The organism is Vibrio profundi (assembly GCF_043642225.1).
Lineage (GTDB): Bacteria > Pseudomonadota > Gammaproteobacteria > Enterobacterales > Vibrionaceae > Vibrio > Vibrio profundi_A.
Window position 1 is genome coordinate 292,387 of the sequence record NZ_JBHZSF010000001.1, and the last position, 25,532, is coordinate 317,918.

Sequence of the window (25,532 nt, forward strand, 5' to 3'; positions counted from 1 at the left end):
AAAGAACAGCAAGATAAGGAGTAATTTCAAAATTCGATCTCGCTGTATCTACATTATTTATTGGATGGGGATTATGACAAACTGGTCCATAAATTTGGTTATACCAGCAATAATCAAAGTTATATGGTCATCATTAAATAGTGTTGATTTATAAGGATTTTTTAAAACTAACTATTTCAGTTTACTTTCTGAAAATTAAATGAGCACCTAGCGTTTGTAGCTAAATATTTTGTGAACCGACAAAAGACATAACAGTAGGTGAGACAGTAAAAAACAGCATGAAAGCCATCATATTGTCCGAACTTACTCCGATTCGCCAGACTGTTCGCTTTTGCAAAGCCTCGATATATTGTTGCTGATAAACCCTAACAATCCCTCGACTAAACGCTACTCTGCTCAAGAAATTTGTCAGTTTCACGCTCAAATGAAGCCATCAGCACACATCATTGTCGACGAAGCATTCATGGATCTGACTCCTAATGCATCGTTACTTGCTCACTTTCCATCCGCGCTTCCAACTTGGCTTATCGTACTTAGATCTGTCGGTAAGTTTTTTGGACTGGCTGGTATTCGATTAGGGTTCGTGTTTGCGCAACCACATTTCTTAACAAAATTAGAAGAGAGCCTTGGCCCTTGGACCATTGCCGGCCCCAGCCGATACATCGCATCCAAAGCGCTTGCTGATCGCCAATGGCAAACGGAAATCCGCCAACAACTCACTAGTGACGGCCACAGGTTAGCCACGCTTCTCAGTACTCGGTTTGATTCGGTTGCCTCGCAAGGTTTGTTTCACACGGTTTATACGGAAAGTGCTGAGCAGTTACATGACTCTTTTGCTCGCTTAGGAATCTTATGCCGCCTTTGTGACGAAAAAGATTCCCTACGTTTCGGGCTCCCGCGAGAAGATTGGCAGTGGCAACGTCTGGCTGACGCCTTATCTGAATCAGCGTAAAGCCGTTAAAACCATTCATCTTGGTTATCTAATTTCACTTGGCCTAAAAGGGCCATTTATGGCGCAAAAACCGCTTCTAACACAGAAAGTTACGCCAAAAGCAAAACAATATATTAACATTTAAATCCAAAAACAACACATACAGCAAACAATTACACCAAAAATAAACTATTCCTAGACACAAAATTTTATCTAGTTAATATAACGAGCATTCGGCTAGTGAATAGTCGAAATGATCGTGTTTTTATAAAACACGACACACTATAAAAATCAAACAATTGCAGGAAAGTTATGCAAAATCACAATATTTTTGCCCGTTTTGCTCGTGGTAATCTCGTGCTCCAAATCCTCGCTGGTATTGTTCTGGGTGTTGCTCTAGCAACCATTTCTCCAGAAACCGCCAAGGATGCTGGACTGCTAGGTAGCCTTTTTGTCGGCGCACTAAAAGCAGTAGCCCCTATTTTAGTATTCATTCTAGTTGCTGCTTCCATTGCGAACCAAAAACAAAACCAACACACGCACATGCGTCCAATTATCGTTTTATACCTAATTGGTACCTTCTCTGCCGCTCTAACAGCCGTTGTTTTGAGCTTCATGTTCCCAACCACATTAACGCTGGTTGCGGGCGCAGAAGGCGCAAACCCTCCACAAGGTATTGCTGAAGTACTAAACACCTTATTGTTCAAACTTGTCGATAACCCAGTAAATGCACTAGTGAATGCTAACTACATTGGTATTCTTGCTTGGGCTATTGGCCTTGGATTGGCACTTCACCACGCATCAGGGACAACCAAAGCGGTATTTGAAGACCTAAGCCACGGCGTTTCTCAGATCGTTCGTTTCATTATTCGCCTAGCTCCTTTCGGTATCTTTGGCCTTGTCGCGGCGACTTTCGCAAGCACTGGTTTTGAAGCGCTAGCTAGCTACGGCCAACTACTTGCAGTTCTGCTTAGCTCTATGCTTATCATTGCCCTAGTGGTAAACCCTCTGATTGTATTTGTAAAAACAAAACAGAACCCTTACCCACTAGTACTTCAATGTATCCGTGAAAGTGGCGTAACGGCATTCTTCACTCGTTCAAGTGCAGCAAACATCCCAGTAAACATGGCACTGTGTGAGAAGCTTAAGTTAGATGAAGACACTTACTCTGTTTCTATCCCACTGGGTGCAACAATCAATATGGCAGGTGCTGCAATCACCATTACAGTACTAACGCTAGCAGCAGTTCATACCATGGGTATCGAGATCGACATCATGACTGCTGTACTGCTTAGCCTAGTGGCGGCTGTTTCTGCGTGTGGTGCATCTGGCGTTGCAGGCGGTTCACTGCTGTTAATTCCACTAGCATGTGGCCTATTTGGCATCTCAAACGATGTTGCAATGCAGGTTGTTGCAGTTGGCTTCATCATTGGTGTTATCCAAGACTCTGCTGAAACTGCACTAAACAGCTCAACTGACGTTGTGTTCACTGCTGCGGTATGCAAAGCAGAACAACAAAAACAGCACTGATACTTAAAATAGTCATTTGGTGAATCCCCTATTTCACCAAAACCAAAAATGCCCACATCATGTGGGCATTTTTATTGGTAACGTATTTATTGTTATCTAACAGCCTTTTGCTCTAATGATCTTTCTGAGCTGGTTCAAAGCTAGACTGCGAATAATTTAAGTTGGCCGTTTCCGGTTTCGGCGGCTCTTCTTGCATCTCTTGTGGCTGAATATCTTCCATCACTTCCACGTCGTCTTCGCGTTCATCCTCATCGATATTTTCTACTTTCTTAGGGATAGGAACCCCACGCTTATAAAGCTTATTCAATGCCTTGATAATTGAATGACGTGTCACGGATTTACTACTCAGCTTCTTCATTATTGGTTTAGCCAAAGACTGCAAACCAACAACGGAATCGACCCCAAGATCAGAGCCGACTTTGTCACGCAATTGCTTGGCCTCTTCGTAACCAAAGTGCGCAGACAAAAATAGCCAAATATAAGCTATCGCATTACCAAACTCACCGTGATCGGCCCATGCTTCACCTGCGCGATACATCGCTTCTGCATCGCATTTTTCAGCGGCGCACTCTAGCCAATAACAGCCTCGTCCGTGACTTTTTTCCACTCCGACACCGTTGATGTAATTCAAACCCAGCTTGATTCTACCTTCTGCTGACTCTTTTTCCGCTGCTCGCTTATACCACTTGGTTGAAGCCTCGGGCGACTTATTCATATTCTCTTTCGAAACACTCCAGTCCCCCATGTAAATCATGGCTTCTGTGTTACCAGAGTTCGCAGACTCTTCTATTAAGCTGTTGCCCTTTGGAATGTTTTTAGTGGTGCCTCGTCCATAGACCAACGCTTTACCCATTTCGAACTTAGCTTGCATATTCCCTTCTAAACCCGCTATCGCGGTTTTCCAGAAGTTGGCCTGCTCTTTAAGGATTAAGTCTTCTTTTCTTTGCGCGCTAATACGAACAATGCCGTACATGCCATTAATATTGTCATCTTGAGCGGCTTTCTCGTACCAATACAAAGCTTCTTTAAAGTTGGTACGCTCTGCCTCTTTCGCAAGAAACAATATCGTAGGAATATGCCCCGTTTCTGCTTTGAACAGGCGATCCTTCTTTTCTTGGCGTCTCGCTTTTTCTATCGCTTTTCGATAAGCCACTTCACGCGCTTTTCGCTCAGCTTCTAACCTTTTCTTTCTCATAGAAAGAGAGACTAGCCAAATAAACACTAGCACTAGCGAAAGACCAGCCGCGCCAATCGCGATTCCCATTGTACTCATATAGTTTCTTTTAATTATTTAGCTGCTGCACACACTCCTCAATGGAGGGGGCCATCAACCAAAGGTGATATATTTATAACGGTTTCATTGAAGAAAACTTAAGAAACTCGCAGCAAACATCTTTAGTATCGCAAGAAATGTCACGTATAAGAAGCCCAGTAAAACTGAACAGTCGCATCAATCTGTTATATCGGGGGCTTGTTCAAAGAATAGAAGATAGAAAGGAAACACCGCACTTTATCTTGGGATAAAGAAGAGTCGAGAACATAAAACGAAACAAAGCATCGTCAGCTCCTTGCTCCGAATTATGTGTTTGATAGTTTAGCTTTAGACTATTTTTTCATCATCGCTTTTAGGTCAGCGAAAGGGTTATGTGTCGCGGTTTGATGCTCGTCTTGCCCTGCTTGGATTTCAGTGCCGTAACGCTCATGGTCGGTGTATTTAGAGTGCTCATGGTCATGGCAATACAAACACAGTAACTCCCAGTTGCTTCCGTCTTCAGGGTTATTCGTGTGGTCATGATCTTTGTGATGCACCGTTAGTTCACGCAAATTAGAGTACACAAATTCACGCGCACAGTTGCCACACACCCAAGGGTAAAGCTTCAACGCTTTGTCACGGTAGCCACTTTCTTTTCTTTTATAGTTGGCACTTGAGCCGTTGTAATCAGAAGACATCTCACATCCTAATACTTATTTAGATTGCCCAATTTTACCATTGTCACCGACTTGACACATCAACCATTACCCAAAACCTGAAGCTCGTCCCTACGCAAAAAGTTCAATATCCCTCAACTCGGGAAGTAAAGCTGAACTATCCTATTAACGTGGGAAAGAGAAAGGATGATAAGCATAATGGACTTTGCCGCCGCTCCATCATTGGTGATTGCACACGGCTCGGGGTTCGGCTCAACCGAACTACCCCAGCAACTCAACCAACAACAAATTCAATGCGTTGAAATAACGTGCCTCTACGAATTAGAGGCATCGAGCCCTGCGCTGATCATCCTCGATCAACCACTGATTGAACAATTGCCGAAAGAAGAACTGGCTCAGTACTTACAATCCCACCAGACTTTACTTTTAGCTGAACAGCATTTAGATATTGAAGCCGATTTATATCTGCCGATTGGTTTTAGTCAAAGGGTAACAAAAAAGCACATTCACACCGCCCTCACTCAATTCGTGCTAGCTAAACAGCAGCTTGAGTTAACCCAACTGCTTAAGAATAAATCCATTAATTTGCAGCGATTGGCTGACATTGGGATTGCCCTTTCTGCAGAAAAAAGTCTCGCGGCACTACTAACTCGGATCTTAGATGAAGGCAGAAAACTAGCGGTGTGTGATGCCGCCTCGTTGTTTCTGCTCGACAGCGATGACAAAGGCAACGACTACCTGATATTAAAGCTTACTCAAAACGCATCGATTGACTTCCAGTTTGAAGAACGGCGCTTCCCATTAAACGACACCAGCATTTCTGGCTACGTGGCCAGCTACGGTTTTGAACTCAATATCGAAGACGTTTACCAACTTGATGACGCGCCCTATAGCTTTAATGCTGTCTTTGACCACGCCACAGGTTATCGCTGCCAGTCTTTATTGGCTTTGCCAATCAAAAATTACGATGGCGACATAATTGGTATATTGCAGTTCATCAACCGCAAAAAAGCCGCCGATACAGCTTTACTCACACACAAGATTACTCGTGAAAATGTGATTCCATTTGATGACAACGTAAACCCCTTATTACGTGCATTGGCAAGCCAATCGGCCATCGCCATAGAGAACCGCCGTTTAATTGAGAGCATTCGCCATTTGTTTGAAGGGTTTGTGCAAGCTTCTGTTACCGCTATTGAGCAGCGAGACCCAACCACTAGCGGCCATTCATTTCGGGTCGCTGATTTATCCGTCGCGCTCGCACAAGCACTACCCAATTCAGGTTTAACTCAATATCAACAGAAGCTGTTAAATAAAAAAGACTTACGCCAGCTTAAATACGCAGCGCTATTGCATGATTTTGGAAAAGTTGGCGTGCGGGAAGCGGTGTTAACCAAAGCGAAAAAACTCACCACGCATCAGCTTGATGTGATCAAATATCGAATCAGGCTTACGCAGCAAACACTCATGAAAGAGCGAGCCGAAGCCGAACTGAAGCTTTTTCAGCAGCACCGTTGCCTCGATGCCAACGAACAACTCCACCGACAGCAAGTCTTACAGCAACAAATTGTCCAGCTAGAAGAGTTTTGGCAAGACATATTGCAAGCAAATGAACCGAGCATTTTGCCTGAATCGGTCGAGCAAGGATTACATCGTGTTCACCAATGCCAAGCCTACGATGAAAATGGCACGTTATCGGCACTTATCAGCACAGATGAACTCGCGGCACTTTCTATTCCAAAAGGGAGTTTAACCCTAGAAGAAATGGACGAGATTCGTTCTCATGTCACGCACACGGAAAACTTCTTAAGGCAAATTCCATGGACTAATGAGCTCAAAGACGTACCTGACATTGCAGGTGCCCACCACGAGAAACGCGATGGCAGTGGCTACCCAAGAGGCTTACATCATGACCAAATTCCACTTGCCTCTCAAATCATGACTATCTGCGATATTTACGATGCTTTAACCGCGTCAGATCGTCCCTATAAGCAAGCCCTTCCGAACGAAGTCGCCTTTAAAATCCTCACCAACGAAGCGGAAAGTCAGCAACTCAACGTTGATTTAGTACGCCTGTTTATCGATGCAAAAGTGTATCTGGTGATTCAAGATAAACATTACAACACGCCCAATGACAAAACCTGCGGATTTCATCACCACGTGTGCGATTTTGATTTATTAGACGACAGCTAATTTCATCATGGAGAGTCTGTCTCATCAAAATAAAGCGCTTCGTTCCGCGTTTGCCAAGCATCGCCTATTACTGGCTATGCTATTGCTGTTTAGCTTACTGCTGACCCTAAACTCTTGGCTCAAGCCTCTTTTCAGTTTTGACAATATTTGGCTCGATTTCGCTGTAAAAAAATGGAGTAATCAGTCTTATGGCGACCCAAATATCGTACTCATCGATATTGATGACCCTAGCCTCAAAGCAATGCAAAACAGCGTGGGACGTTGGCCATGGCCGCGCGCCGTTCATGCTGAACTGATCGATTACCTCTCTCAGCAGAATCCTCAAGCGATTGTGTTTGATTTGCTCTTTTCAGAGCCTGATATCTACCGGCCAGATTCAGATCTTTACCTTTCAGAAGTGATCGCTAGCCAAAGCAATATCTTTTTACCGATATTACATTTTGAGTCACAGCAGAATCACTTATTCCCTAAACTTACTGACTACCCAGCTTCGGTTGGACTAACACCTCCTGATGACATGAATCAAGCCGAAGCACGTGCCAATCTATTGCTGCCAAGCGCCATCCACCCAGCCGCTTGGAAGCTCGGCACCATCAACTTCATCCCCGATCAAGATGGGGTAGGCCGCCGCTATCATATTGAGCATAAGATCCAAGGCTGGACTATCGACACATTACCCACCAAGGTTGCGCGATATCTGGGGGCACCGATTCCAAACCAAGATGAGTTACTCCTTGATTGGAAAAAGCCAGCCGCCCAACAATACAGTTCGCCTTATGCTCGCTTTTCTTACGCCAATGTCTACAAAGCGGTCAGTGAAGAACGCCCCTTTCATACGCCCAATTTATTTGAAAACAAAATCGTTCTAATAGGGTCAACCGCAACCGGGCTACACGATCTCAAGCACACCCCGTTAAGTGCTTCTTACCCTGGGCTTTATATACTCGCTACCGCCATCGACAATTTACTTCACCAACAACAATTGGCAAAAGTGCCAACGGTGATCGAATGGCTCCTGAGTATTATTTTTCTAATCGCTATTACCATTAGCTTGTTAGTAGCCAAAAGGGTGATTCCAGCTACTCTAACCTGTGGCATTTTGGTTTTAGGCTGCTACGCCACCAGCTACCTACTCGCCTCTCAAAAATGGTTGTTGGTCGTTAACAGCTCGATTGCCCTAATCCTGGTTTACTTCCTGAGTGTCTTGATCATTCAATTTCTACAACGACAACGGGAATACGCGTATGCCATCGATATTTTTGGCCGATTCATGGATCGCAATGTTGTACGACAGTTAGTCGATTCAGGGCAAACTAAGCAAGCATTACAGGCCAAAAACCGTAAAGTCACCGTGCTATTTTCAGACATCCGAAACTTCACTACTTTGTCTGAACAGCACACTCCACTAGAAATCGTACAATTTCTAGATGACTACTTTTCGATGCAAGTTAACGTCATATTTCAGCATAATGGTACCTTAGATAAATTTATTGGTGATGCCATCATGGCGTTTTGGGGAGCTCCTTTAGATAACGAACAACAAGAGAAGCAAGCCATACAAGCCGCGCTAGAGATGGTCGATAAGCTGGAACAATTTCGTGTTCAACAAAACCTCCCAGAATTTAACATCGGCATTGGTATTCATACTGGTGAAGTCGTGGTGGGCGCGATTGGCGGAGAGCAAAGGTACGACTACACCGTAATTGGGGATCCCGTAAATGTGGCGAGCCGTATTGAAGGGGTGACTAAAAACCGCTGTAATATTTTGGTTTCTACCAGCACTCGCGATGCGTGTATCGATGATTTTGAGTTTAAAGACATGGGTAGCCACTCACTTAAAGGCAGAGAAGAGCCCGTAACCCTTTATATCCCCTCCAAAAAGAAAAACTAGTTAGAATCTCGATTTGTTTAGCCTCCCAAAAACCAGTGATATTTTAGTCAATAATGGCTCCATATTCACTTTGACAATGTTCACCCTGCTGCCTATACCTTAAAGGTCAAGGCTTGGCCGTGGAGTCCCCTGTGAGAAATTTAGCGATTTTGCTCACCTGCACATTGGTATTTATATCATCCGCTTTTGCTCAACAAGCAACCACCGTTGATGACGTAAAACTCAAGCTCGCCCCATCGATTCAAAGTGAGAATATCGACGACTTAGAAGCAGATACCTCCGTCACTATCCTTAATCGCCAAGGTGGTTGGTATCAAGTTCAAACTCCCTATCAAATGCAAGGTTGGCTCAAAATGTTGTGGCTACGCTTTCCAGTCACAGGCGAAGAAAGCAGTGTGCTGTCAGTATTCTCACAGGGCAGCAGTGGCGTGACCGTTGCCACCGGGATTAGAGGGCTATCTGAAGACGAATTAGCAACTGGCAGTGGCATTCCATTCGAGATGTCGACACTCAAACACTACTCCGTCTCTCAAGATGAAGCTCTGGCATTTGCTCAGGAAGGCCAGCTCCAAGCCCAAGACTTTCGCTACGTTGACTAACGGCTAACAAGGATTGGAGACTAATAATGAATATCCATCTTCCCGCCCGACTTTCACTCATCCTTTCACTGAGTTTGGGCTTATTGAGCTGCAAAACCACCGACTTAGAAATGCTGAATAATATCGATTTAGGCCAAGTGACTAATACGCTATCGAAGGTCACCGACCTAGGCGGGAAAAGTGCCGAAGAAGAATCAGAGTTTGGGTACGAAGTGGCTCAGTTGCTCCTCACCAATAGTCGTGTATTAGATAATGAAGACGTACAACGCTACGTAAATCGCGTTGGGCAGTGGCTCGTACAAAACAGCGAACGTCCTGATTTAGAGTGGCATTTTGTGGTGTTAGATGACACCAGCTTTAACGCTTTCGCAGCGCCCGGCGGTTATGTCTTTATCACCGGGGGGACGTTACTCAGGTTAAGTAATGAGGCCGAGTTAGCGGGAGTATTAGCACATGAAATTGCGCATGTACTAGAGCGCCACTACCTCAAAGCACTGCAAAAACAGACGTCATTAGACTTGGCCTCAGACATTGGCGTACTGGCATACCAGCTCAACAATAACCGTAAAGGTCGTGATTACGATGGCACCCAAGATAACGTCGAAATGGCAGAAAAATTGTCGGCAGGCGTTGACTCTTTATACGCCAATGGCTTGGCTCGTGGAGATGAGGAAGAGGCCGATCGCATGGCTGTCATTATTGCGGCTCGTGCGGGTTACGACCCGTATGCGTATATTTCTGTATTACAGAAGATTGCCAGCGAAAAGCCAGGCTCCAATGCATGGGCCACTTTCATGAAACGCCACCCTCCTGCTACTGATAGGCTGACCGAGTTAGAGCCAGTAATGGATAGAGTATTCCCTGACGCGACTGGTTTCCAAACATTACAAGATCGCTACCAAGATTCAATCCGTTAGCCACACTTTAAGGGCGATTTAACAGCCAGTGCCGAGCGATATCACAATCATCACTCCGACTGCTTATCTTTCTGCATCAGCAAGATAAATTTCACGAGCAATCGCCTTGCTTCATCGCTTAATAAGCGACTCGCCGCAGTGAGAGATTCAGGAGCAACTTCATCGACCTCTAACGTATCAAGGGCAATATCTAGATCAGTCACACCCAGTGCGCGAATTAGAGAACGATATTGTGAGAGCTTAATATCCGTTTCGCCACGTTCAATTCGCTGATACGTTTTTAAACTCATTCCAGCAATTGATGCCATCTTCTCTTGAGAAAATCCGGCTAACTTTCGGCGTTTCATGATTGCGATAACAATCGGTTCTTGTGACATAGTTCTCTCCTTACAGGACAGCTATGACCTAAATAGAGCAAAAAGTGGACCATATTTACTAGCAACCATTTACATAACACCCCTGATATATAAGATACCATCCCGTCAAAAATGATTATGATTTCAACCAGTTTCAATATTCGATAAAAAGGGGCCATTTGTGCTTTTTGCAGATTGCGAAAAAAAATCAATCGCTTTGAAAATTGAGAATGAATTTCAGCTCGCCTACCCAAGTGTAAAACACGCCCTTTATTCACCAAAAGCTACCTTTGAAATCCGACTGATTCAAAACCGTTTATTGACCTATAAAGAGCTCATCTTGCATGAAAGTATTTTGGACAAGCAGGAGTTAGAGCAAACTTTTGCTACCTTGAAGCGCCCTGAACGAAAGCTCGCTCGGAATGGAGTAAAAGACTTAACAATCGCGATTAACCAAATCGATCAATTGCTTGAGCGTTACCAACCTCACTTGCCGTTAGCAAAGGCAACCCAATAAGTTGTGTAACGCAAAAAGAGCACCACATGGGTGCTCTTTTTATTTGGGAAAACTGGTCTAACGCGCTTCTAGTGCTTTCACAAAAGTGTCTTGCGCACCTTCTATATTCAACGCTTTCGCTTCTTCTAATAAGCTTAGCGCTTTAGGAATATCATTCGCCGAAACCGCCTCTTCAATCGCCGTTAAGAAATACGCTTGAGTTTCTGGCTGAGGAGCAATGTCTACTTTTTGTGGGCTAGTAATAACAAGTTTAGGACTATCTTGTTTATGTCCCACCACATTTCCGGCTTTTAGCGTATTGGTCGTTACACTCAACTCCAACGAGCCACCAACTTGCTGTATATAAACAGGATCAGTAACCATAGGCATCACTTCACCAAATTCTTTGGCTCTGATTTTGGCCGGGTGCTCTGTCACAATCGGTTTCCCAAGCACTGGAGCAGGTGTGTACACAACCATATAAGGTGTCACCGAAGTATTTATCTCTAAATGCTTCTGAAATTGAGTTCGAGAAAATGCATCTGAAGGGGTAATTTTAAATTCTTGATAGTTAACGGTATCCACCACTGCATAGTCTTTATCAAGAAGTAACACTTGCGGGGTAAACACGCTGTCATTAACAAACAAGCTAGACAAAGCGACTTCTACAGCTAACGATCGGCCATTGAATTCAAAGGCACTAAAGTAACTATTGCCTTCTTCAAACCTTGCGACAGGCGAAGAAGCATCTATTTTAAAATTGATTTTTTCATTTTCAGCTAAAGTAATAAAAGGAAGCTGAGCATAAGTGCTACAACAAACAGCAGCATCTTGCGGGGGAGCAACGGAGACTTTTGGAGCAGAAGTAGTCGAACAGCCACCTAGCAAAGCACTAAATAGAACACCAAATATTAGTTGTTGTTTTTTCATCGTTATCCTCATATCGGTTATCACTTTAACGGCAAAAAGGCAGCCAAAGGCTGCCTTATTATTTAATCCAGTTTAGAACCAGATTTCAGCTTCAACACCTACACGAGTCTCGTTGCTATCACTAGCACCGTTGCTCCATTTGTAGTTGTCGTCACTTGAAGACATGTAAGTTACGTATGGTTTAATTTGTGGACGACCAAAGTAATCGGCATTAACTGTAAATACAGGTGATAGAGACGCACTGTAGAAGCTAGTATCTGCCTCTTGACGACCCCAAGTACCATCTTCACCTAAGCTTTCGATTGAGTACGTGAACGTTGCTTCCATACGGAAATTGTCGTTCACTTTGTACGACGGCGTTGCACCAAGGAATAGGCGAGACAATCCATCTTTAGAGCCCCATACTTGGTCAGTATCATCATTAGATAGGTTCCAGTATGTCACTTCTGTACCAAGCTGTACTTTATCACTTACGTTCATCACACCGTAAGAGGTTAGGAAAAGAGACTCATCATCCTTTTGCCAGTTACCACTCCACTGACCGAAGTTAACACCACGGTTAGCAGCAACACCAGTACCGTATGTAACAGCCGACGTAGACCAACCATCTAAGCCGTAGTAGCTAGTTGAGTAAGTAATTGCAGCACCAACGCCATCTTCAGCAGTGTTAGCATCATCTACATTTGCACGGCTCATCAGTTTCAAGTCGAAATCAAATCGACCGCCTAGAGCTTCAACACCGTAGTAGTAAAAATCTACAGATGTCATTGTAGTGCTACGTTGCTTGTCATCTAAGCCATTGTTCTTACAGCTTTCGTTACCATCGCCAAGGTCGTTACCATTAGAATCGTTTCCATTGTCGATGTAACAGCTACCTTCACCAGAATCAGCTGAAACAACAGCAATACCCATGTCGTTATACTGTAGACCGCCACCTACACCAGAAGATTGTTTCCAAAATTCTTTAGTAATGATGCCTGCTTGGCGGTTTAGGTAACGCTTACCAGTCCAAATGCTTGTGCCTTCTTTGAAGAAAGACAGATCGCCAAGCTCTACGTAAGCTTCTTTAAACTCAAGTTGACCTGACTCTAAGTGACCTTCATTACCAGAAGATGAGCCATAGAAGCCACGGCCATTGCCACCTTCATTATTGCCATATTCCGTTTTTACTACGTACTTAGACCAAGAACCGTTATCGTAGTTGTCACCACGAGATACCGTAAATTCTACTTGGTTAGGGTTGCCAGAGAATGCCGCACCCGCTGCACGGTAGTCACGACGATGCTCATAGCTTTCATTTAACGCTAGAGATTGGCCAACATTGTAAAGTAGGTGACCATAGCCGTTTACTTGCCAACCTTGCTGAACCTTATCTTCAGCTAATGTAGTACCAGCTGCTAATGAAGCCGCCACTGCGACAGCAATCAAACTTACTTTTTTCATTCTTAACTCCATTAAGGACGATTTATGTTTATCAGTATTTTTATTTTGCTCTCGGTGCGACAGCCAAAGGCAGTAATGGCGGAAGCGATTGAGAGGGTCTAGGGCAATGTCCCTTGTGTTTCAACGCTGTAAATATTAAGAAAGGATGACAATGGTGACTTCCTCCACCCTGAATTAATTTAGGGGGGATGAGAAAGGAGTAGAAAATATACCGAATGGTATAAAATAGAGATTGATCACCTAAACAGGGGGGAGTAGGCCGCATTTAGATCGAATTCTTCACTGCAAAGTGTTATTTCCATCAAGTTTCAGTCAATTTTCCGTCAAGAAAAGTAATTTAATTACACCTAACTTTTCTCAGTGAAGGCGCTTGACGTGAATCACACAAAGCTTTTTACTTATAGTTCATTCGTGTTGTTAATTAAGAACAAGAAAAGAAACAATGACTAAACCGCTTTCACGCCCCTATCCACTGGGTGCAACCCCAAGCAATGCTGGCTGCAACTTCTCTATTTATGCGCCTGATTGTAAGTCTATCTTGCTCGCGCTATTTGATGAGAATGACGAGTTCACCACGATCCCATTACAAGGTGAGTACGCTGGCATTAAGCACACTTTTGTTGAAGGCGTGACTATCGGTCAAAAGTATGGGTATATCGTCGAAAACCAAGATGGTCCCCTTTTACTTTCAGACCCTTATGCGAAGTCCATTGATCGCCCACTTCACTATGAAACGCCCTACACGAATGAAAAAAGCTTTCAAATGGCGAAGTGTGTGGTCACAGAAGACAGTTTTGACTGGCAAGGTGTCGAAGCCCCTAACCTAAGCCGTGAAGAAACGGTGCTTTTCGAAACCCACGTAAAAGGGTTATCGAAACTTCACCCAGAAGTAGAATCAAAGCTTCAAGGTCGTTATTTAGGGCTCGCAAGCCCTGAAATGCTAGCGTTCTACAAAGAGCAAAACATCAACACCCTGCAGCTACTGCCTGTTGCAGCTTGTATGCACGAGCCGCATTTGCTCGATATGGATATGGTGAATTACTGGGGCTACAACCCTTATCTCTTCATGGTGCCAGATCCACGATATGCCGAAGTCGATGCCGTAGTCGAGCTGAAAACGACCATCCGAGAGCTTCATAGAAATGGCATAGAAGTCATTCTTGATGTGGTCTACAACCATACCGCAGAGGGTGGTGAAGGTGGCACAACGTTTAACTTAAAAGCGCTTGATCCTCGTTTCTATATAAAACATGGCTCCCATTACGCCAACTTTACTGGGTGTGGAAATACGTTAGATCTCACTTATCAACCGGCTCTCAACTTAGTCATGGACACGTTGCGCTACTGGGTCAGTGAATTCAAAGTCGATGGTTTCCGCTTTGATTTGGCTGCAACGTTAGGTCGCCAAGGTGACAACTACAACCCAGAGGCCGCATTTTTCAAAGCCGTCGCGCAAGACCCGGTTCTTAAAGAGACGAAACTCATTGCCGAACCTTGGGATATTGGCCCGAATGGTTACCAAGTGGGTAATTTCCCGCTAGGTTGGAACGAATGCAACGATAAACTTCGCGATATCACCCGTAGCTTCTGGCGTGGCGATCACGGCTACTTAAAAGAGTTTGCAACTCGCCTTATGGGTTCACGAGATATCTATAGCGCTGCACATTGGCCTTATAAGTTAACCGTTAACTACATTACGTATCATGACGGTTTCACGATGCAAGACTTAGTGTCGTATAAGCATAAGCACAATGAAGAAAATGGCGAAAGTAACCGTGATGGCCATGGCGATAACCGTTCTGATAACTACGGTGTAGAAGGTGAAACTGAAAACCTACTGATCATTGCAACACGCGAAAAACAGAAGCGAAACTTCATGGCAAGTCTGTTGTTCGCTTTTGGTATTCCGCATATTTTGACCGCAGACGTTCTCTCCCATAGTCAAAAAGGCAACAACAACGCCTATTGCCAAGATGGAGAAACCAGTTGGCTCAACTGGGAAATGAGTGAGCGAAAACGTTACTTCAAAGAATGGCTTTCTGAAATGGTTGCTGCGCGCCAAACCTACATGGTGCCGTTTATTCAAGCATTCAGTGGTGAACGAAGAAATTTGAATCGTATCTTTTGGCGCCGCATTGATGGCTCTCTTATGGAACATGATGATTGGAACCGACTAAGTTCAGTCGCACTGCACTTAGGAATCGACCAAGATGGCTGTGAAATGCTGTATTTGATCAACCAAACAAACGCTCCAGCTCGATTCAAACTTCCTAACGACCGAGCACAGAATTGGGTAACAATTTGCGATACAAACATGCGAGATGTTGAGCCTGGACACGCCGAAGGTGAACTCCTACTATCACCAACATCGATGGCGATACTGCATTACCGACCTGAATAGTAACGCCTTATTTACCAACTATTTATATAAATGCCAGTCATGTTTATGACTGGCTTTTTTATTTAACAAATATCACAAAATCAAATTGATGATATGGAATTATTTGCATTGATGTGGTTGTGAAAACTGTTTAGTATGAGTCAAAAATAAAATAACAGTACAACGTCTTAAAATATCATGGCTTTACCAAAAACTCTTGTTCGGCTGTTACGGCCTTACTTAATTATACTTACCGGCTCAATGATCTATTTGGCCATTGTTCAACTTGAAAATGCAGAAAGCTCGGCTTATCGCCAATCGCAATCAAACATAAGGACCGCCAACTCACTCATCCAAGCAAACATCGAAGCAACATTTGGAAAAATTTACCTGCTTGAAACTACGCTTCAAAACTCAAACTCCACAACTCAAGGGTCACTGAGCTTTGCAGAATTAAGTCAACAAATTCTCAAACAAACCCCTAACTTTGCAGATATTCTTGTCTTTACTCGCAAAACCAACCAGTACACTTCCACCCACGGTTATCCTATCAAAGCAAGCTATTCCAAAGAGTTACATTGGCACCCGCTTAATTCAGTCAATCGAAATTTCTACATATCCTCGGTATACAAGAACTTTGATGGACGCTGGGTGTTTGCAATCAAACACAGTCAGCCAAGCTTCCAAGAAGAGATCTGGGTAGAGTTCGACCTTTTACACACCACACAAAGCCTCAAAGACCTTAAAACCCTAGAAAAAGGTTATGTGTTTGTGGTTGATAGAGAGACGGAGCGGCTAATATTCCATCCGGACCCATCACGTATTGGCCATCAGTCCATTAGCTACAATGCAGGGATCAGCCACCTTATTTCTCAAGGAGAAAACTCAGGGCAATATGAGTATTACTACCGTGATAATTTCAAAGTAAGTGTCTATGACGCCAATAACAGCCTTAACTGGGTGTTTGTCTCAGGGACGGACCGTAAATACATCTTGGCGACTTCCTATCAATTCACATTAACTGCGATTGTGTTAGCGTCTATCTTGCTGCTCATTATCATCAGTAACTACCTAATCTATCAGCTGAACAGCCAATTAGCAGACTTAAATAGAACTCGAGATTTAGCCAGCTTCAAACACCAGTTAAAGTCCGTATTCGACAAATTTGTTTTTCACCACGGGGTTCAATTTGTACTCTTCGAAAAAGCCACCAGCCAATTTTGTACCTTGGATTACCATGGCAACAAGAGCGTCGTTTTTAATGACTCTAAATTTGCGCAGTCACTCGCTCCGAGTTCATTAAGCTATCAAAGTCGTTCACAAAACGATCCTCTCGCTCATGCGTTAAAAATTACCCACCGACATTATCGGATCCCACTGTTCGATAACGATCAGCTAATAGCCATCATTTATTTGAAAGCCTCGCTGCCAACCTATAACAGCATCTTAAGAATGATCCGAGACTACACTGAAGTCGCGCTTTCAAACCTTTTGCTTCATCACCAACTCCGCAATAAAGACGTAATGACTCAGCTCGACAACAAACTCAGTTTGACTGTCGATATAGAAAATCAGGTCGGCAATAAGGGGGTATATTTGGCACTTTTGGAGTTAGATAACTTTGAACATCTGAACACGATTTGCGGCAGCGATATTGGCGATAAAATGATCTTGCAGACTTCTGAGTCGATGCGTCACTGCTTCCCTAAGCCAGAAGGTCTTTGCTTAGCACGAACAGGAGGGAAGCAATTTGGCATCTTGTTTAAGGCTAAAGATAACGATGATGCAACTCAAAGGCTTGAGAGCTTAAAGCATAACTTAGCAAGCCATATGATCAGCAAAAACGGCCAAACGGTTTCAGTTCAAACCAATATCGGTTTTAGCGCTTTATGCCAAACGCCGGAAGAAAGCCTCAAGCAAGTTGAACAAGCTCTTAACCAAGCGAAGTTACTAGAACCCAATTGTATTGAGAGCCTCCATTCTCGGTTGAGACATACCGCCTAGGCCCATACAAAAAAGCCAGACTTGTACGTTTACAGTCTGGCTTTTTTATTTCTACTTGATACACGAGCAACTACGCTTGAGGCACGTCGTATGCCATGGTCCCAATCTGTTTTGCATAGCCGCTAACTCGCACTTGAGAAATGACGCCGTCTTGGCATGCAATTTCTGCTTGGATCTCTGATCGACACTTCATTGCCCGACCTTGTTCAAATACATAGCGAACCGGCTCGTCAGCCTCACCGGGAGTTCCAACCTGCGCTCGTAAGTGCTCCGCCAAATAGCAAGCTAATACCCCTGACGCGCTTCCAGTGGCCGATTCTTCTGAAATACCAAAAGCTGGAGCAAAATTGCGACAACTCGCCGTGTAATCTTCATTGCTCTCAGGTAATTCAAATACATGCACTCCAACTAGATTATGCTTGTTACTGAACTCCGCTAACCTCGCATCATTTGGCTCAATTGAATCTAGATAACCGTGGCGAATGGGAACAATAAGATCAGGCAGCCCAGTACTCATCATTTCTAAAGGCAAGTGTGTCTCGCGAATGAGCGCTTCATCCACCCCTAGCACTGTGGCCACTTCTGGATAGCTCAGTGAGCCTAGCTTTTTGGGCAACGCTTGATCCATAGTGACTTTGCCATCACCATTAATCGCAACAGCTAATAAACCCGCTTTAGTGCGTTGAATAAACTCACCCGAGCCGAGAATATTTTGTTGGAACAAGACAGAGAAAGCCGCAAGAGTCGCATGCCCACAAAAGTCCACTTCGCCCGTTGTCGTAAAAAATGACACTTCGAAGTCGGCGCTATCATCAGGAGAAATAAAAGCCGTTTCTGAGTACCCGACAGATTGGGCAATAGATAGTTTCTGTGCGTCTGTTAGTGACCCCGCATTGAGCACCACCCCAGCTAAGTTCCCCCCAAGTCCATGCTTAGTAAACGCGCTAACTTGAAATACTGTCACCTGTGTATTGTTCATCATCATCCTTTTGATTACTTTTCCAACCCGCTATCTAACCTTTACAGCAAAGTGTTTACACTGGAAATACTTTTTCAAAGCGTTCGAGAACGAGTTCCGATTGTTCGTTAAATTCAGCACCAATGCTGGCGGCGTATTTGGTAAAGAAATTAATGTGGGCTTCTCGCCACCATTCGTAAGTACCGTCTCCTTCCCCTTCTGACTCAGCGAATTCAGTGGTGACTTGGTCAAATGCGCTAAAGGATACCTCGGTCAGCTTAACGATACAGATTGGCTGCTGTTCCCAATTAAGGACAAGAGTAAGCCTTCCAACGACCGGTAGTGCTTCTTGCTCAATATCATAAGCTTCTTTCAGTGAACATGATGCTCGCTTCTGCCCGATATCAATCAACCGCGCGCATTCATTCGCGTTGTATTCGTCCGCACAAAAATGTTCAGCGGTAATTTGAGGGATCTCCGCTCTCTCACTTGGCGATAGGGTTTGGAGGTATTGGTCTAAAAAACTCTGTTGCTCTGGGGTCATGGTCTTTTTCTCATTAGATAAAATGACAAAGCCCTGCTGACTGGGTTGCCAGCGATTCCATTCTGCTTTGTCATTGCTGGGTAGAATCATACAAATAATCTATAAAAATTAACACCATAGCTATCTACTCCCTCTTTCAATTCGATACTGACTGAATTGACTTCGCGATTTCACGCAAAACCCATTACAATGCGCCTCTTTTCGTTTCACCAACTAGGCACTCATGAAACTAGGTAAGCGACTTTCAAAAATTGAATCTATGGTAAGCACAGAATACGACCAGATCTGGGATTGCTGTTGCGATCATGGTTTCCTCGGTGTGAACCTATTGGCGGCCAATAAATCTTCAGTGGTTCACTTCGTTGATATCGTCCCTAGCCTAATGAACAAGTTGGAAGAAAAGCTACAACGCTTTTTCCCACAAACCCATTTAAGTGAGAAGCAACCGGATAGTTCAGAGAGCAGCGCGACATCACGTTGGGAAACACACTGTATGAATGTGGCGGAGCTGCCTTTAGCGGCACACAGCGGACGCCACTTGATCATCATTGCAGGAGTCGGAGGGGATTTAACTCTCGACTTAGTACGAGATATCCAGAGTTCGAACCCGGGCCTTGCCCTCGACTTTTTGCTGTGCCCGGTACATCAACACCATATGGTCAGAGAAGGACTTGACCGCTTAAATCACGGTTTGATAAAAGAATGTTTGGTGGAAGAAAATCGTCGAATCTATGAAATCATTCTATCCACCTACCACCCTGAAAAGGCTGTGAATCACACTCCAATTCACCCCGTGGGCAGTCAAATATGGCAAGCTTATAACGACCTAGAACACTCAGTTGCTAAGCGCTATCTAGAGAAAACCATAGAACACTATCAAAGGGTCAACCAAGGAAGAAAATCCAACGAGATTCTTAACGCGTACAGAAGCGTATCTATCCAATTTTCAGAAATGAAAATCTGCGAATCAAATTAACGGCCAAAGGTGGTCGCCAGCTCTTGAACCACTGGCACAACGGACAGCACCAAAAGCGCAGACATGGTGTAATTAAACCAACTACGATAAACAGGGCTTCGCAGCACTTTTTTCAACATTGAGCCAAACAATAACCAGACGCCCACACAAGGAAATGACACCACCAGAAACGTCATTGCCAATGTCATATTCTGAGCGTAAAAATTGGCGTCTACGGTGGTAAACGCTGCGATCGCGCCGGTCGCCACAACCCAAGCTTTAGCATTAACCCATTGAAACAGCGCCCCTTTCAAAAATGTGAAAGGCTGCTGATGTTCACTCGATGTTTCTACGTTCGCTGAGCGCGCAATCAACCATGCGAGATACAACAGATAGGCTGTGCCCAAGCACTTAATCACAATATGCAGCTCTGGCAGCAACTCAAACAGTTGGCCAAACCCCATCCCCACTAAAAGCAGCATAGCTGAAAAGCCAACGCAGATCCCTGTGAGTAAGGGCAGGCTTTTACGCACACCAAAATTAACCCCAGACGTCATCACCATGATGTTATTTGGCCCAGGTGTGACCGAAGATGAAATTGCAAACAAGACTGACGCAATGAAATAATCCATATAACCCTCCCACCTTATTCATTAACTGAATACCTATGGGCGATTAAAAAACATTCAATGATAAGCAACAAAAAGTGAGAGATTGAACCGTTTCTTAAATATGATTTCTATGTTCAAGTAGAGGCGTCAGGACTATCAATGCATTTGCACCAGCTGAGCCACATCTAAGCTGCCACCGACATTCAGAAATGGACATTCTTTAGCAATTTCAATGGCTTCTTCAATCGTGTCCACTTCAAGCAACGTATAACCAGAAAGCGCCGAGACACTGCCTCTTGTAACATTACCGTCGGGATCAATTGAATGGGTATCTTTAAAAGGATTAGCAGGGCTTGTTATTTGGTTCGCGTACTTGGTCAACCAATTGCGATAATCTTCCATGTGCTTTTTGCCCGCTTCCGGGGTACTAGGCGGCGTACCACCAATATAAGTAATTATAAACTGAGCCATAACGCCCCCAAAGTGAACAATATTTATACAAAAATACTCTTCAGCGGAGTGCGTGTCGACTTTTCACGTCACGAATTGGCACTTAAAAACATAGACTGACGTTCATTAGCGAATAGTCACGATCTCAATATCGACCTCATCAAGCCCTGCCACCGACTTGTTTCACCACCCAGTAAAGTATTCATTCTCTAGTCGCCTCTCAATTATGCAATAGATCAACCCGCGAGCCTTGATTTACCACGCTCGAGCGTAATACGGTACTGATTAACTACTATACAAATTGGAGCATATATGGATTACGTAGATGGTGTGCTGCGGATCGAGTCATTTTTAGCAGTAACACTCGGTATTGTTGTTTTATTCTTGGGCCGCCGATTAACACAAGTCAGTTCATTTCTAAAGGAATTCAGTATTCCTGAACCCGTTTCTGGAGGGATACTCGTCTCGGTTCTTTTCGCCATCATTCATTACGTGACCCAAGTGAATGTTGAATTTGATCTTGCCACTCGTGACCTTTTATTGGTTTACTTTTTTACCACGATTGGCATCAATGCTAGCTTAAAAGACTTACTCAAAGGCGGGAAGCCATTACTCATACTGCTGGCGATCACCATTTGCTATATGTTGGTTCAAAATCTCACAGGGATTGGAGTCGCAACCTTACTTGACCAACCTGCCGTCGTCGGCATGCTAAGTGGCAGCGTTTCTCTCATCGGAGGGCACGGTACCGCCATTGCTTGGTCACCAAGAATAGCCGAAATGTTTGACCTTAATACCGCAATGGAAATCGGCATTGCCAGCGCCACCTTTGGCTTAATACTCGCGAGTTTAATGGGTGGCCCAATAGCAAAGTACCTCATCAATAAGCACAACCTAACACCAAGTAACGATCAAAAAATGGATGTTGGCAGCGTCCAAGATGCCCCAGAACCGAAAATTACGTCTTATGATTTTCTTGATGCCATGCTCGCGATCCATGTTTGCATCATCATTGGTGCGATACTAAATGAAGTGGTTAGTGGACTGGGGTTAGAATTGCCACTGTTCGTCACATGTTTATTTGCCGGTATTTTAATCTCAAACCTTATCCCAGCGTCATACCCGAGACTGACAGGAACGCGCTGGCCGTCCCGAAAGCCCGCTGTTGCGCTCATCGCAGACATGGCGTTAGGCGCGTTCTTAGCGATGTCTCTAATGAGCATGCAGCTGTGGGCGTTGGTCGATTTGGCCGGGCCGATTTTCATGATTCTGGGCGCTCAGTTTATCGTCGCGATCACCGTCGCCATTTTTATCGTTTTTCCGCTAATGGGGAAAACTTATGATGCCGCTGTGGTCTGTTCTGGGTTTGGTGGTATTTCACTTGGCTCGACGCCAACAGCCATGGCAAACATGTCGGCCGTCACTCAAAAATACGGTAATTCACACCAAGCCTTTATCATCGTGCCTTTGGTGTGTGCGTTTTTTATCGATTTAGCCAACGCACTCATCATTCCATACTTCTTAAAAACGTTGGGCTAACCCTTGACCAAAACCAGCGGATAACCCAAACCACTTTTACTCATCCCAAACGAAAAATGCTGACGAAATCGTCAGCATTTTTTCTATTTCTGATGTTGCTCGTACACGCCTTGCAAGTACTCATCTTTTTCTTTCCACTCGTTGTTTAACCAACTATGGAAACGGCGTTTAAATGCTTTATCTTTGAAGTAATCACCATTCACATTCTCATCCATAGGATGCACTTTAATATGAACCACAACAGAAGTGAGATTACCTTTTAGCATATCAATGAAAGGCGATTCTTGGTTCTCAGGGTAAGCAAGTGTGACATTCACAATGCCGTCGAGAATTGGGCCCATCGCTGACAAGGCAAACGCCAAACCACCAGTTTTAGGTTTCAATAAGTGTTGGTAAGGGGTTTTAACCGTGGCTAGCTTTTCTTGGCTAGCGCGTGTCCCTTCGACAAAGTTAACAAGAGTGGTCGGGGTTTGTTGGAATTTCTTACACGACTTCTGTATCGCCTCAAAATCGTCATTACGACGTTCAGGGTGGCGAAGTAAGAATTCGCGAGAGTGGCGCTTCATAAAGGGCATGTCTAAACCCCAGCATGCTAAACCTACAAATGGTACGTATAGCAAATCATGTTTTAAGAAAAACTTAGACATAGGCATTTTGTCTTTTAATACCGAAGTCAAAATTACAATGTCAGACCAACTGATGTGGTTTGACATCATCAAGTACCATTTCTCTAGTGACAGCTCTTCACCGCCTTCGACTTGCCACTTAATGTCATTATTTACGTTAAGCATCCATAGGTTTAACGTTGCCCATAGCCAAAACTGTTTATTCGCCAATCGAGTAAACGCGACTTGTGCGACTTTAAAAGGTAGAAGTAATTTGAACACCGCAAATAAGCACACGACAAAAGCCGTAAACGCCGTATTGAGAGTCACGAACAAAACATTGAAGACTAAACGAATATTATCAAGCATGGGAACACGGTCTGAAAACAAAAAACGCAGTATACTCTTTATGTAACAGAACGTTAAAATTTATTATATAAATCAATGAAGTCGGAGCTGTTGCCTGTTACTTCCCTGCACCCTGCCTTTACAAGATCATTCAATTTCAGGCTCAACTAACAAGTTACTCCCTTGATGCTCTTCTCCAATTACATCTTGTGGATTTCTTAACGCACAGTTATCTAACGACAAGCAACCACACCCGATACATCCCCCTAAATCATTCTGTAGCGATTGCAAACGGTGAATTTTATCATCAAGAAGCGCATGCCAAGACGTGGCCATTTCTTCCCATTCGGTTTTATTTGGCGCCTGATGCTTTGGCAGGTGTGCTAACGCTTGTGCTATTTCCTCTAAGCTAAGGCCGACTTGCTGAGCCGCTTTTATCACCGCAACACGCCTTAATACACTGCGATGATAACGTCGCTGATTACCTTGATTACGCCAACTGCTGATCAATCCTTTCTGTTCATAAAAATGCAAGGCCGATACTTTCACGCCCGCTCGCTTTGCGACTTCCCCTACACCAATGTCCATCTTTCCCTCTCAACAAATGATAAAAAACGCTTTACCTCAAGTTAGCTTGAGGTTTTAGAGTAGCAGTCAATGACCAAGACTTCCACGGAGAACATGTATGAAAAACAAAACGATGCCTTACCTTACCGGACGGTTTTTTGATGGTATATCTTCAGGCTTATTCATGATGGCACTGCCTTGGGTCATTCTCGCAAAGCCTAATATGGGTACTTTTGTCGCCCTAACCGCACTAGCATGTACTGCGATTTCTTTTATGGTCACCCCCTTTTTCTCTACCCTAATTGACCGACATTCAAGAAAATCGATTCTTATCTTAGTTCAAGTTGTACAAGCAATGACGGCCGCAGCTATCTTCATCGCTTACTGGTTCGAGCTTGGTTCGCATTGGCTTCTAGCAGGAGCACAGCTGATATTCTGGGTGTCTAGCAACCTTGCTTGGTCAACCAATAACGCATTCACCCAAGAAAACTATGACAAGCACGAATACGCTCGTATCTCAGGCTATCAAGAAATCGTCATGCAAGGGACAACCCTTGGTGCTGGCGCTCTGGGTATCGTGCTTTTGCAAACTTGGGGAATGCTTGAATTTGCGCTATTCGCTGCCTTTGCTTCCGCTGTTGCCGCGATCAGCTATACCTTCACCCCGTACCGACAACAAATTCGTAGCAGCCAAAAGACCCCTTTCATGGTTCAGTTGATTGAAAGCAAAAACATCTTTGCGCAAACACCGCGCTTCTATGGAATCTTGTTACTTTCAAGTTTGTCTTATCCGGTACTAACATTCTTAGGAAAGCTCGTACCAATCCGATTTGCTGAGCTAGAGATTTCCGGAGATTGGTATGCGATGTACAACGTCGCATTTGGATTGGGTTCCCTCATTACCGGGCTGTTTGTTGCCAAGCTTCTGACAATCACGACGCACCAAAATACGATCATTTATTCCATGTATATTCTGGTCTTGATGCTGTTGGGGATGAGCGCCTTTGATCATCCTATGTATTTACTCGTGTTCACTGCTGGGTTCGGCTTTTTTAATGCATTAAACCGAATCGCCCGAACGAATTGGATGCATCACAGCGTGTTAGTTAGTCATAGAGGCCGTGTGGATGGAGGTTTAGCGATGTTCGCGACTACCATACAAAGCCTAAGTTATATATTGATTGCCGTGCTTAGCCACTATCAGCTGACTTACTTAGGGTTTGCCATTGCAGCCTTGGTTGTACTGATTGCTGGGCTCATCATGAGCGCACTAGCCAGCAAGCCACTTCAATTAGCTGAAGCCAGTCAGTACTAGCAAAGCGGCAATATTTAGGCACACTTTATGCTCTGTTTATA

At 44.2% G+C, this 25,532-nt stretch carries 23 protein-coding genes; 12 read left to right on the forward strand and 11 right to left on the reverse strand.

The features are described from left to right. Positions 1-352 precede the first annotated feature (352 nt). Entirely contained in the window at positions 353-952 is a 600-nt protein-coding gene (locus tag ACHUFI_RS01355) for an aminotransferase class I/II-fold pyridoxal phosphate-dependent enzyme (RefSeq protein WP_394246359.1), read from the forward strand. Between the two features lie 291 nt (positions 953-1,243). Then, positions 1,244-2,461, forward strand: a complete 1,218-nt coding sequence (gene sstT / locus ACHUFI_RS01360) for a serine/threonine transporter SstT (RefSeq protein ID WP_394246360.1) — start codon at positions 1,244-1,246, stop codon at positions 2,459-2,461. A 112-nt stretch (positions 2,462-2,573) separates the two neighbouring features. Here sstT and ACHUFI_RS01365 read toward each other — a convergent pair whose 3' ends face one another. Together ACHUFI_RS01365 and ACHUFI_RS01370 are read right to left on the reverse strand one after the other, a co-directional pair. Continuing rightward, a complete protein-coding gene (locus ACHUFI_RS01365; RefSeq protein WP_394246361.1) occupies positions 2,574-3,734 on the reverse strand; it encodes a tetratricopeptide repeat protein in 1,161 nt (386 codons plus the stop codon). Positions 3,735-4,066: 332 nt separating this feature from the next. Then, positions 4,067-4,411 carry a YajD family HNH nuclease gene (locus tag ACHUFI_RS01370; RefSeq protein WP_394246362.1) on the reverse strand — a complete coding sequence of 115 codons (345 nt, stop codon included), beginning with the start codon at positions 4,409-4,411 and terminating at the stop codon, positions 4,067-4,069. Between the two features lie 165 nt (positions 4,412-4,576). Between ACHUFI_RS01370 and ACHUFI_RS01375 the strand changes: the two genes are divergently transcribed. From ACHUFI_RS01375 to ACHUFI_RS01390, 4 genes are all read left to right on the forward strand, one after another. Beyond that, a complete protein-coding gene (locus ACHUFI_RS01375) occupies positions 4,577-6,583 on the forward strand; it encodes an HD domain-containing phosphohydrolase (RefSeq protein WP_394246363.1) in 2,007 nt (668 codons plus the stop codon). Positions 6,584-6,590: 7 nt separating this feature from the next. Then, positions 6,591-8,474, forward strand: a complete 1,884-nt coding sequence (locus tag ACHUFI_RS01380; protein WP_394246365.1) for a CHASE2 domain-containing protein — start codon at positions 6,591-6,593, stop codon at positions 8,472-8,474. Between the two features lie 131 nt (positions 8,475-8,605). Next, on the forward strand, positions 8,606-9,073 hold the full coding sequence (locus ACHUFI_RS01385; RefSeq protein ID WP_394246367.1) for an SH3 domain-containing protein: 468 nt from the start codon (positions 8,606-8,608) through the stop codon (positions 9,071-9,073). A gap of 26 nt (positions 9,074-9,099) precedes the next feature. Further along, on the forward strand, positions 9,100-9,990 hold the full coding sequence (locus ACHUFI_RS01390; RefSeq protein WP_394246368.1) for a M48 family metalloprotease: 891 nt from the start codon (positions 9,100-9,102) through the stop codon (positions 9,988-9,990). Positions 9,991-10,040: 50 nt separating this feature from the next. Here ACHUFI_RS01390 and ACHUFI_RS01395 read toward each other — a convergent pair whose 3' ends face one another. Then, a complete protein-coding gene (locus tag ACHUFI_RS01395; protein ID WP_394246370.1) occupies positions 10,041-10,367 on the reverse strand; it encodes a helix-turn-helix domain-containing protein in 327 nt (108 codons plus the stop codon). Between the two features lie 160 nt (positions 10,368-10,527). Between ACHUFI_RS01395 and ACHUFI_RS01400 the strand changes: the two genes are divergently transcribed. Beyond that, entirely contained in the window at positions 10,528-10,863 is a 336-nt protein-coding gene (locus ACHUFI_RS01400; protein WP_394246372.1) for a hypothetical protein, read from the forward strand. 57 nt (positions 10,864-10,920) lie between these two features. Here ACHUFI_RS01400 and ACHUFI_RS01405 read toward each other — a convergent pair whose 3' ends face one another. Next, positions 10,921-11,772: a MalM family protein gene (locus tag ACHUFI_RS01405; RefSeq protein WP_394246374.1), complete on the reverse strand. Its 852-nt coding sequence runs from the start codon at positions 11,770-11,772 to the stop codon at positions 10,921-10,923. Between the two features lie 72 nt (positions 11,773-11,844). Next, the gene (locus ACHUFI_RS01410) at positions 11,845-13,215 is read right to left on the reverse strand and encodes a carbohydrate porin (RefSeq protein ID WP_394246375.1); all 1,371 of its coding nucleotides are present in this window, start codon (positions 13,213-13,215) and stop codon (positions 11,845-11,847) included. A 442-nt stretch (positions 13,216-13,657) separates the two neighbouring features. On the opposite strand from ACHUFI_RS01410, the gene glgX reads away from it, so the two are divergent. Together glgX and ACHUFI_RS01420 are read left to right on the forward strand one after the other, a co-directional pair. Continuing rightward, positions 13,658-15,616, forward strand: coding sequence for a glycogen debranching protein GlgX (glgX, locus tag ACHUFI_RS01415; RefSeq protein WP_394246376.1), 1,959 nt, complete (start codon positions 13,658-13,660; stop codon positions 15,614-15,616). A 240-nt stretch (positions 15,617-15,856) separates the two neighbouring features. Beyond that, a complete protein-coding gene (locus tag ACHUFI_RS01420) occupies positions 15,857-17,599 on the forward strand; it encodes a sensor domain-containing diguanylate cyclase (RefSeq protein WP_394246378.1) in 1,743 nt (580 codons plus the stop codon). A gap of 70 nt (positions 17,600-17,669) precedes the next feature. On the opposite strand, the gene ACHUFI_RS01425 is transcribed toward ACHUFI_RS01420, so the two are convergent. Continuing rightward, the gene (locus ACHUFI_RS01425) at positions 17,670-18,578 is read right to left on the reverse strand and encodes a PhzF family phenazine biosynthesis protein (RefSeq protein ID WP_394246380.1); all 909 of its coding nucleotides are present in this window, start codon (positions 18,576-18,578) and stop codon (positions 17,670-17,672) included. 55 nt (positions 18,579-18,633) lie between these two features. After that, positions 18,634-19,101 carry an ASCH domain-containing protein gene (locus ACHUFI_RS01430; RefSeq protein WP_394246946.1) on the reverse strand — a complete coding sequence of 156 codons (468 nt, stop codon included), beginning with the start codon at positions 19,099-19,101 and terminating at the stop codon, positions 18,634-18,636. 223 nt (positions 19,102-19,324) lie between these two features. Between ACHUFI_RS01430 and ACHUFI_RS01435 the strand changes: the two genes are divergently transcribed. Then, on the forward strand, positions 19,325-20,077 hold the full coding sequence (locus ACHUFI_RS01435) for a tRNA (adenine(22)-N(1))-methyltransferase (RefSeq protein WP_394246381.1): 753 nt from the start codon (positions 19,325-19,327) through the stop codon (positions 20,075-20,077). Here the strand turns inward: ACHUFI_RS01435 and ACHUFI_RS01440 are convergent. Continuing rightward, positions 20,074-20,688 carry a LysE family translocator gene (locus ACHUFI_RS01440; RefSeq protein ID WP_394246382.1) on the reverse strand — a complete coding sequence of 205 codons (615 nt, stop codon included), beginning with the start codon at positions 20,686-20,688 and terminating at the stop codon, positions 20,074-20,076. The two genes, ACHUFI_RS01435 and ACHUFI_RS01440, sit on opposite strands and share 4 nt — an antisense overlap. A 135-nt stretch (positions 20,689-20,823) precedes the next feature. Beyond that, positions 20,824-21,138, reverse strand: a complete 315-nt coding sequence (locus tag ACHUFI_RS01445; protein WP_394246384.1) for a YciI family protein — start codon at positions 21,136-21,138, stop codon at positions 20,824-20,826. Positions 21,139-21,429: 291 nt separating this feature from the next. On the opposite strand from ACHUFI_RS01445, the gene gltS reads away from it, so the two are divergent. Continuing rightward, positions 21,430-22,656, forward strand: coding sequence for a sodium/glutamate symporter (gene gltS, locus ACHUFI_RS01450; RefSeq protein WP_394246386.1), 1,227 nt, complete (start codon positions 21,430-21,432; stop codon positions 22,654-22,656). 83 nt (positions 22,657-22,739) lie between these two features. Here gltS and ACHUFI_RS01455 read toward each other — a convergent pair whose 3' ends face one another. Both ACHUFI_RS01455 and soxR read right to left on the reverse strand, forming a co-directional pair. Further along, positions 22,740-23,630, reverse strand: a complete 891-nt coding sequence (locus tag ACHUFI_RS01455) for an acyltransferase (protein WP_394246388.1) — start codon at positions 23,628-23,630, stop codon at positions 22,740-22,742. A gap of 126 nt (positions 23,631-23,756) precedes the next feature. Further along, positions 23,757-24,197: a redox-sensitive transcriptional activator SoxR gene (gene soxR, locus ACHUFI_RS01460; protein WP_394246389.1), complete on the reverse strand. Its 441-nt coding sequence runs from the start codon at positions 24,195-24,197 to the stop codon at positions 23,757-23,759. A 97-nt stretch (positions 24,198-24,294) separates the two neighbouring features. On the opposite strand from soxR, the gene ACHUFI_RS01465 reads away from it, so the two are divergent. After that, complete coding sequence (locus ACHUFI_RS01465; protein ID WP_394246391.1) at positions 24,295-25,491, forward strand: MFS transporter; 1,197 nt, start codon at positions 24,295-24,297, stop codon at positions 25,489-25,491. The last annotated feature ends 41 nt before the right edge of the window (positions 25,492-25,532 follow it).

Excerpts from the sequence above, each read along its gene's own strand:
- sstT (WP_394246360.1), top strand. The coding sequence starts at position 1,244 with ATGCAAAATCACAATATTTTTGCCCGTTTTGCTCGTGGTAATCTCGTG.
- ACHUFI_RS01365 (WP_394246361.1), bottom strand. The coding sequence starts at position 3,734 with ATGAGTACAATGGGAATCGCGATTGGCGCGGCTGGTCTTTCGCTAGTG.
- ACHUFI_RS01370 (WP_394246362.1), bottom strand. The coding sequence starts at position 4,411 with ATGTCTTCTGATTACAACGGCTCAAGTGCCAACTATAAAAGAAAAGAA.
- ACHUFI_RS01375 (WP_394246363.1), top strand. The coding sequence starts at position 4,577 with ATGATAAGCATAATGGACTTTGCCGCCGCTCCATCATTGGTGATTGCA.
- ACHUFI_RS01380 (WP_394246365.1), top strand. The coding sequence starts at position 6,591 with ATGGAGAGTCTGTCTCATCAAAATAAAGCGCTTCGTTCCGCGTTTGCC.
- ACHUFI_RS01390 (WP_394246368.1), top strand. The coding sequence starts at position 9,100 with ATGAATATCCATCTTCCCGCCCGACTTTCACTCATCCTTTCACTGAGT.
- ACHUFI_RS01395 (WP_394246370.1), bottom strand. The coding sequence starts at position 10,367 with ATGTCACAAGAACCGATTGTTATCGCAATCATGAAACGCCGAAAGTTA.
- ACHUFI_RS01405 (WP_394246374.1), bottom strand. The coding sequence starts at position 11,772 with ATGAAAAAACAACAACTAATATTTGGTGTTCTATTTAGTGCTTTGCTA.
- ACHUFI_RS01410 (WP_394246375.1), bottom strand. The coding sequence starts at position 13,215 with ATGAAAAAAGTAAGTTTGATTGCTGTCGCAGTGGCGGCTTCATTAGCA.
- glgX (WP_394246376.1), top strand. The coding sequence starts at position 13,658 with ATGACTAAACCGCTTTCACGCCCCTATCCACTGGGTGCAACCCCAAGC.
- ACHUFI_RS01420 (WP_394246378.1), top strand. The coding sequence starts at position 15,857 with ATGATCTATTTGGCCATTGTTCAACTTGAAAATGCAGAAAGCTCGGCT.
- ACHUFI_RS01425 (WP_394246380.1), bottom strand. The coding sequence starts at position 18,578 with ATGAACAATACACAGGTGACAGTATTTCAAGTTAGCGCGTTTACTAAG.
- ACHUFI_RS01430 (WP_394246946.1), bottom strand. The coding sequence starts at position 19,101 with ATGACCCCAGAGCAACAGAGTTTTTTAGACCAATACCTCCAAACCCTA.
- ACHUFI_RS01435 (WP_394246381.1), top strand. The coding sequence starts at position 19,325 with ATGAAACTAGGTAAGCGACTTTCAAAAATTGAATCTATGGTAAGCACA.
- ACHUFI_RS01440 (WP_394246382.1), bottom strand. The coding sequence starts at position 20,688 with ATGGATTATTTCATTGCGTCAGTCTTGTTTGCAATTTCATCTTCGGTC.
- ACHUFI_RS01445 (WP_394246384.1), bottom strand. The coding sequence starts at position 21,138 with ATGGCTCAGTTTATAATTACTTATATTGGTGGTACGCCGCCTAGTACC.
- gltS (WP_394246386.1), top strand. The coding sequence starts at position 21,430 with ATGGATTACGTAGATGGTGTGCTGCGGATCGAGTCATTTTTAGCAGTA.
- ACHUFI_RS01455 (WP_394246388.1), bottom strand. The coding sequence starts at position 23,630 with ATGCTTGATAATATTCGTTTAGTCTTCAATGTTTTGTTCGTGACTCTC.
- soxR (WP_394246389.1), bottom strand. The coding sequence starts at position 24,197 with ATGGACATTGGTGTAGGGGAAGTCGCAAAGCGAGCGGGCGTGAAAGTA.
- ACHUFI_RS01465 (WP_394246391.1), top strand. The coding sequence starts at position 24,295 with ATGAAAAACAAAACGATGCCTTACCTTACCGGACGGTTTTTTGATGGT.